This is a genomic window from bacterium (assembly GCA_018814885.1).
In the GTDB taxonomy this organism is placed as follows: Bacteria; Krumholzibacteriota; Krumholzibacteriia; order LZORAL124-64-63; family LZORAL124-64-63; genus JAHIYU01.
Genome location: JAHIYU010000191.1, coordinates 1 through 7,170 on the forward strand (window position 1 = coordinate 1; position 7,170 = coordinate 7,170).

General features: G+C 66.6%; 8 protein-coding genes. 5 read left to right on the plus strand and 3 right to left on the minus strand.

Annotation, left to right across the window (positions count from 1 at the left end):
* The first annotated feature begins 235 nt into the window (after positions 1 to 235).
* The 5 genes from KJ554_14730 to KJ554_14750 all read left to right on the plus strand — a co-directional run bounded on the left by KJ554_14730 (position 236) and on the right by KJ554_14750 (position 6,435).
* Positions 236 to 808 (plus strand): sigma-70 family RNA polymerase sigma factor, encoded by a 573-nt coding sequence (locus tag KJ554_14730; GenBank protein ID MBU0743585.1) that lies wholly within the window; start codon positions 236 to 238, stop codon positions 806 to 808.
* Positions 805 to 1,710, plus strand: coding sequence for a zf-HC2 domain-containing protein (locus KJ554_14735; protein MBU0743586.1), 906 nt, complete (start codon positions 805 to 807; stop codon positions 1,708 to 1,710). Before KJ554_14730 ends, KJ554_14735 begins: the two co-directional genes overlap by 4 nt.
* Positions 1,711 to 1,746: 36 nt before the next feature.
* A complete protein-coding gene (locus tag KJ554_14740) occupies positions 1,747 to 2,349 on the plus strand; it encodes a hypothetical protein (GenBank protein MBU0743587.1) in 603 nt (200 codons plus the stop codon).
* Positions 2,350 to 2,498: 149 nt separating this feature from the next.
* Positions 2,499 to 5,282 carry a PAS domain S-box protein gene (locus KJ554_14745; GenBank protein ID MBU0743588.1) on the plus strand — a complete coding sequence of 928 codons (2,784 nt, stop codon included), beginning with the start codon at positions 2,499 to 2,501 and terminating at the stop codon, positions 5,280 to 5,282.
* Positions 5,283 to 5,370: 88 nt separating this feature from the next.
* On the plus strand, positions 5,371 to 6,435 hold the full coding sequence (locus KJ554_14750) for a BamA/TamA family outer membrane protein (GenBank protein ID MBU0743589.1): 1,065 nt from the start codon (positions 5,371 to 5,373) through the stop codon (positions 6,433 to 6,435).
* Here the strand turns inward: KJ554_14750 and KJ554_14755 are convergent.
* The 3 genes from KJ554_14755 to KJ554_14765 all read right to left on the minus strand — a co-directional run.
* Positions 6,432 to 6,695 (minus strand): EutN/CcmL family microcompartment protein, encoded by a 264-nt coding sequence (locus KJ554_14755; GenBank protein MBU0743590.1) that lies wholly within the window; start codon positions 6,693 to 6,695, stop codon positions 6,432 to 6,434. The genes KJ554_14750 and KJ554_14755 overlap by 4 nt on opposite strands.
* A complete protein-coding gene (locus KJ554_14760; GenBank protein ID MBU0743591.1) occupies positions 6,692 to 6,973 on the minus strand; it encodes a EutN/CcmL family microcompartment protein in 282 nt (93 codons plus the stop codon). Before KJ554_14760 ends, KJ554_14755 begins: the two co-directional genes overlap by 4 nt.
* A 1-nt stretch (position 6,974) precedes the next feature.
* A partial coding sequence (locus tag KJ554_14765; protein ID MBU0743592.1) for a hypothetical protein occupies positions 6,975 to 7,170 on the minus strand: 196 nt, incomplete at its 5' end.

Genomic DNA, 7,170 nt, shown 5'->3' on the forward strand with positions numbered 1-7,170 from the left:
CATCGCTACTACGACCGGGCGACCGAAACGCCGGCCTTGGGGGTGAACAGGCGGCACGAGTTGAAGTACGCGTACTGATGAGTGAACTTGGCCGATCCATTTCGATCTCATCTATAGCGGGGACAATCACAGTGGCACAACTCATCTTTTTATCTGCCACCGAACTTTCCGGTGATACCGTGCGTCTGGTAGGTCACGACGGGAATGATCCCGCGGAGAGGAAACGCGAGAAGCAATGGAATTGGCGCACATCCTGGAAAGCTGCCGCGCGGGCGATGAACTGGCCTGGGAGATGTTGGTACGCAGGTACCAGTCCCGCATCTTCGGCATCGCCTATTCCTACCTCGGCGACAGCGACGAGGCGCGCGACCTAGCCCAGGAGATCTACGTGAGGATCTACCGTCATCTCGACGGCTGCAAGGACGCGGACCGTTTCCTGCCCTGGCTGATCAGGATCTCCCGCAATGCCTGCATCGATCATCTGCGCCGCCGCAAGGCCCGTCCGCCGGCCAGGGACATCCCCGCCGAGGATGCCTTGCGGCTCGTCTCGCCGGACGAATCTCCCGACGAGGCGTTCGCCCGCCAGGAGCGTTTGCGGATCGTGGACTTCGCCCTGCAGCAGCTGAGCGAGATCAATCGCGAGATGATCCTGCTGAAGGACATGCAGGGCCTGGCGCTGGAGGACATCGCGGGTCTGCTCGGCCTGCCCCTGGGAACCGTGAAGTCGCGGTCCAGCCGGGCACGGATCGAGCTGGCCAAGGCCGTCCAGACGCTGCTGGGCCCTCCGGCGGAGGAGGCGACGGCATGAACGAGCGCTGCGACCGCTGGTACGCCATGCTGGACGACTTCCTGTCCGGCAAGCTGGACGCCGCCGCCGAGACCTTCTTCCTGGGGCACGCCGCCGGCTGCGACCGTTGCCGGGAAGCGCTGATGCTTGTCTCGGCCGACCTGCCGGAGCTGGGAGATCCCGACGGCCTGGACGCCGACGAATTGACCGGTGCCGTGCTGGCCGCGACGAGCGGTCCAACCTGCATCCGAGCCGAGTCGCTGCTGGCGATGCGTCCCGACGGCTCGCTGACCGAGCGCGAGGCCGGCCTGCTGGAAGACCATCTCGCCCATTGCGCCCCCTGCAGCGAGCTGGCGAGCACGCTGGCCTGGGTGATGCCGGCGGTCTCGGAGCTGGCGGAACCGGAACTGGATCCGGCCTTCACCTACGACGTCCTGCGCGCCACCGCCGCCGCCCGGGCGCGCAAGCGTTCGGGCCACCTCGGGCGACTGGGGGATCGCTGGCAGGCCTGGTGGACGGGACAGGTCGGACGGCCGCAATTCGTCTGGGAGGCGGCCTTCGCGGCCACCGTGGCCCTGGTGTTGCTGTTCGGCACGCCGCTGTCGCCCGCGCGCGAGACGCCGGCCAAGGCGCTCCGGGTGGTCCGGGCCGGTCCCGACTGGCTGATGGAACGGGCCGATCAGGTGCTCGACGCAGCGGGCGGCCTCGCCGCCGACCTCAGCCACGATATAGGCGAACGCCGCAACCGCACCGCACCCGATCGCTCCGATCTCAAGCGTCACGGACAGGCGCTGGGATCGTCCCTGCTGCGGGCCGATTTCGATGAGGCGTCCACCGCTTCGCGTTCGATGCGCGAGGACGTGAAGAAGATGTGGGAGAACTGGCGCGGCTGTCGGCCCGGCTCCCTCGAACCCCCGGAATAGATGACGACCGACACGTCGCTCGAACAGGAGGCTGACATGGAACGCACGAACTACGACCCGGAAAACGATCCCGGCCGCGGCCAGGGCCCGTACGCACCGCCGCCGCACCAGGGGCAGATTCCGCCCCTCCCGCCGCCGATCTACGGCCGGCGCGAACTGCCCTACAAATCCCAGGCGTTCGCCATCATCCTGTCGGTCTTCTTGCCGAGCATGGGGCACGTCTACGTGGGATTCTACAAGCAGGCCTTCACGATCATCCTGGTCATCGCGTCGCTGGTCATGATGCTGGCCTCGGGGACGGCTTCGGGCATGGAGCCCCTGCTGGGCATGCTGACGGGATTCGTCTACTTCTACCAGATCTTCGACGCGGGCCGGCGGGCGTCGGTCTACAACAGTGTCCTGGAGACCGGACAGGCCGGAATGTCGGCCGAGAACATCGATCTGCCCGAGACCAATCCCTTCGTGGGCGGCGTGATCCTGGTGCTGGTCGGCTCGCTCGCCCTGCTGCACACGCTCTTGGGTCTGTCGATGGCCTGGTTGAAGGACTGGTGGCCGATCTTCATGATCGGCATCGGCGTCTGGCTCATCAACAAGGGCCGCAAGGAAAGGCTGGAAAGGCAGGATAGTCGGGAGAGCTAGCAGGACCCTACTTTCCTGATCCCGGGGCGGGCCGTCGGCCCGCCCTATTTCCGTAAATTCCCTCATGTAAAAGACATATCGGCCGATGATTATCCAGGAAATCGTCACCGTCGGACATGCGACGGTACGCATGGATACAGGAACAGGTGATGAAGCGTCAACGCATTGAAATCCCTGCGGATATCATCCGTCTGGTCACGCTGGTGGCGGCCTTCGTGCTGCCTGTCTTGGGCGGCATAGCCGTCGGGCGCTATTACATGGATCTGGTGCTCGACCACTCGGCCGTCCTGCTCCTGCTGGAATTCGCCTGCATGTCGGTCTCCCTGGTCCTGGCGGGGTTCTTCCTGTTGCGCCAGGGGGACGGCGATTCGACCCACCGCTTCTGGTTGGCCGGGTCGTTGCTCGCCCTGGGCACGATGTTCGGCCATCACGCCGTGACGCTGGAAGCTCCCGAGACGGGCCTGATGCATTCGGTGGCCGTGCTGTACGGCGCCATCCTGGCGGCCATGGTCTGGCTGCCGCCCGGAAGGCTGGGCGAGGGCGTGCAGCGTTGGCTGCCGCTCGGCGTCGTGTGTGTCTGCACCGCCACGGGAATCGCGCTCCAAATCTATGCCGACGACCTGGTCGTCTTGACCGCGGGCGCCGCGGGCCGGATCCGCCTGCAATTCGTGAACGCCCTGGCCGGCGTCTTCTTCGCGGCGTCCGGCGCCAGGCTCATGCTGCTGTTCTGGCGCCACCGCAACGGTTCGATGCTCTGGATGTGTGTCTTCACCCTTTTCCTCGGCACCGGCTGCCTGGCCATGTCGATCTCCGGGTATTCCTACGACTGGTGGTTCTGGCAGGTCACGCGTTTGTTCGCCTATGCGGCGCTGGTGATCTACGCCTCGAGTCGCACCGGCAAGGAGTTCCGGCGGCTGGATTCCGCTTCACGGGAGCTGTCCCAGAGCGCCACGCGCTTCAAGGCCATAACCGAGAACACTTCCGACATCGTCTTCATCCTCGGCGGCAGCGGCGTGTTCACGTACGTGAGCCCCGCCGCGGCGCGCGTCGCCGGCGTGAGGGAGGATGAGCTGCTGGGCCATCAACCGGGCGGATACACGCATCCGGAGGACCTGCCGAAGATCTTCAATGGCATCAAGCGGGCCACGAGCAGGCCCGGCGAGAGCATCAGGATCGGCACCATCCGCGTGCAGCACAGCGACGGCCACTGGTTGCACCTGGAGGGCCTCTACACGGCGATGTACGACGTCCCCGGCGTCGAGGGCGTGGTGCTCAACTATCGAAACATCACCGACCGGATCCTCTCCGAGAGGGCGCTCCGCAAGAGCCGCCGGCAGCTGACCGCCCTGATCGGCAACCTGCCCGGCATGGTCTACCGTTGCCGGGCCGACAAGGATTTCTCCATCGAATACGTGAACGACGGGGCCATCAAGCTGACGGGCTATACGCCGGCCGAGTTCGTGGATGAACGCTCCGTCAAGTCCGTCGACGTCATCCACCCCGAGGACTTCCCCTACGTGCGCACGACGATCTGGGAGTGCGTCCAGAATCGTCGTTCCTTCGAGCTGGAATACCGCATCATCGCCAAGGACGGCACCCTGAAGTGGGTGTGGGAACAGGGCGTAGGCCTCTACGACGAGAAAGGCGCGATGGAAAGCGTAGAGGGCTTCATCCTCGACGTGACCGAACGCGTGCAGGCGGAGGACAAGCTCCGCCGCACGGAATACTCCATCAACAGCGCGTCCGACGCCGTCTACTGGATCGGTCTGGACGGCGCGCTGGTGGACGTCAACGACACCGCCTGCCGCGTCCTCGGCTACTCGCGGGAAGAGCTGCTCACCATGAACATCCACGACATCTCCATCGACCTGGTCAGGGAGGACTGGGGCAAGGTGTGGGAAGAGGTCAAGCGGCAGGGGTCGGTGTTGATCGAGGGCGAGCACATCACCAAGTCGGGACGCGTCTTCCCGGTGGAGGTCTCGTCCAGTTACCAGGAGTTCGGCGGCCGCCGTTTCCACTGCGCTTTTGTCCGCGACATCTCCGAGCGCAAGGCCGCCGAGGCGCAAATCCAGGGCATGAACCAGGAGCTGGAACTGCGCGTGGAGGAACGCACCACCGAACTGCAGGAGGCCCAGGCCCAGCTGGTGACGTCGGAGAAGATGGCGGCGCTGGGCAACCTGGTGTCCGGCGTGGCCCACGAGATCAACACGCCACTGGGTATCGGCATCACGGCCGCCTCCCACCTGCAGCAGCAGGTCGAAAGGTTCAACAGGCGCTACGAGGGGGGAGTGCTGAACCGCGCCGAACTCGAGACCTTCCTGGGCGCCGGGCGCGAGGCCACCCACATGATCCTGTCCAACCTGAACCGCGCCGCCGAACTGGTGCAGAGCTTCAAGCAGGTCTCGGTGGACCAGTCGACCGAGGATCTCCGCAGCTTCAACATGGGAACTTATCTGCGCGAGGCCCTGGTCAGCCTGCGCCCGAAGCTGAAGCAGGGCGGACACAGGCTAGAGTTGAGCTGTCCCGACTCCCTGGAGATGACGAGCTACCCCGGCGTGCTGGCCCAGGTGGCCACCAACCTGGTCATGAACTCGTTGCTGCACGGCTTCGAGGATCGCGAAGGCGGCAGTATCATCGTCAACATCGACGAGATCGGCGAAATGGTGCGCATATTGTACCGCGACGACGGCCAGGGCATGTCCAGCGAGCAGGTCCGCAAGATATACGACCCCTTCTACACCACGAAGCGCGGGCGCGGCGGCAGCGGCCTGGGCATGAACATCGTCTTCAATCTCGTCACCCAGATGCTCGGCGGCACCATCGAATGCCAGAGCGCGCAGGGCCAGGGCACGGCCTTCGTCATCGAGTTGCCGAAACGGGTCCGGCGGGTGCCGAAGGATCCTGTCGAGGACGGCGTGCTGGCCAACGTGTGAGCTTTCTCCCCGGTTTTCCACCTGACAATTCCGGTCACAGGCGTTATTACTCACGGTCGAACCAACGGCAATCCGGAGGCGCACGAACATGCCCAGGGCCGGCACTCTCCTTGCAGCAGTCCTGCTGACGCTGTCGCCGGCGGCCGCCGCGAGCGCGGGCGACGCGTCCGTCATTCCCTTCCCGTTCCTGTTCTACACGCCGGAGACCGAACTGGCCGGCGGCGGCACCGTGCTGGTCTACCTGCGCGGCGACGATTCCGGCGCGCGGCCTTCCATCGTCTCCCCGATCTTCGTCTATACCGCGAAGAAGCAGACGATGGCCTTCCTCTCCGGCGAGTTCTACCTGGACGACGAAAACTGGCGCCTGAACGCCGGACTGGCGTACGTAAAGTACCCCAACACTTTCTGGGGCCTCGGCAACGACGCTCCCGACGCGGCCGAGGAGGACTTCACGCCGCGCACGACGAGCGCGAACCTGTCCCTGGAGAAACGCGTGGCACCGGCCCTGTATCTGGGCGGCCGGCTGGGCTACGCCCGGCGCACGCTGCTGGAGACCGAGGCGGGCGGCCTGCTGGCGGGTGCGGGTGTGCCCGGCGTGCGCGACGGCAGCGTCGTGTCGGCCGGCGTCTCCATCTCCCGCGACACCCGTGACAGCACCACCTATCCCCGCGAGGGGGGACGGCGCGACCTGGTCCTGGCCGTCGCCGGCGGGGCGCTGGGCGGCGACTACGACTACCGCGCCGCCTCTCTGAATCTGGCGGAGTACAGGGGCGTTTCGGATCGATCAGTGCTGGCCGTGCGGGCCGTCGCCGAGGCCAGGAGCGATGCCCCGCCCTTCGATCTGCTACCCCAGCTCGGCGGCGACGCCCTGCTGCGCGGCTACTTCGGCGGACGCTACCGCGACCGCAACCTGCTGGCCTGCCAGGCCGAGTGGCGCGCGCATCTCTGGCGGAGATTCGGCGCGGTGACCTTCGCGGGGCTGGGGCAGGTGGCGCGGGATCTGGACGGCTTCGGGTTGGACGGTTTTCATGCGGCGGGGGGGTGCGGGCTGCGTTTCGTGCTCAATGCGGAGGAGGGGTTGAACCTGCGGGCTGACATGGGATTCGGCAAGGAGTCGTCGGGGTTCTACCTGAGCCTGGGTGAGGCCTTCTAGCCCGACGCGTCGATGATCCCCACCACCACCGACCGCACCGGCGCGTTCTCCCACTGCAGGATCTGCCGCGCCCCGTTCCCTTCGTCCAGCACCAGCACCGTCTCGCCGTGGCCGGCTCCCACGCTGTCCACCGCGACCAGGTAGCCACCGCTCGGCGCGCCGTCGGGGTCGAGCCGGTCCACGATCAGCAGCCGGCGGTTCATGGTGGCCGGGTGCTGGATGGTCTGCACCACGCGGCCGGCGACGCGTCCGAGGATCATCGCGCCTCCTCATCCAGTTGCACGTCGTCCACCAGGCCGACGATGGCGTGATCGACCGGCACGAAACTGGGTTCCAGGGTCAGCGCCGCCTCGCGGCTCGCCTCCCAGGTGACGATCTGTCCGGGACCGGCCATCCGGGTGCCGTCCGCCGCCACGAAGGCCATGCCGGCCGACGCGCCGCGCTTGTCCAGCGGTTGCACCCACAGCAAGGGCACGCCGGCCAGTCCGTCGGCGATCGTCGCCGGCACCAGGGTACCGATCACCTTGCCCAGCTGCATCTCAAGCCTCCTGTTTCTCGTCGCCCAGTATCTCGGCGTTGTGCGGCTCGCCGTACGCGCAGGCGCGGAACTCGGTGCCGCGGTTGAGCACGTCGCGCAGATGACCGTCGGGACGGGCCAGCAGCGTGCGCGCGCGCATCTGGGCGCCGTCGCCGACGCGGTCCTCGGCCGCCGCCAGGGCCGCCTGCACGTCGGGC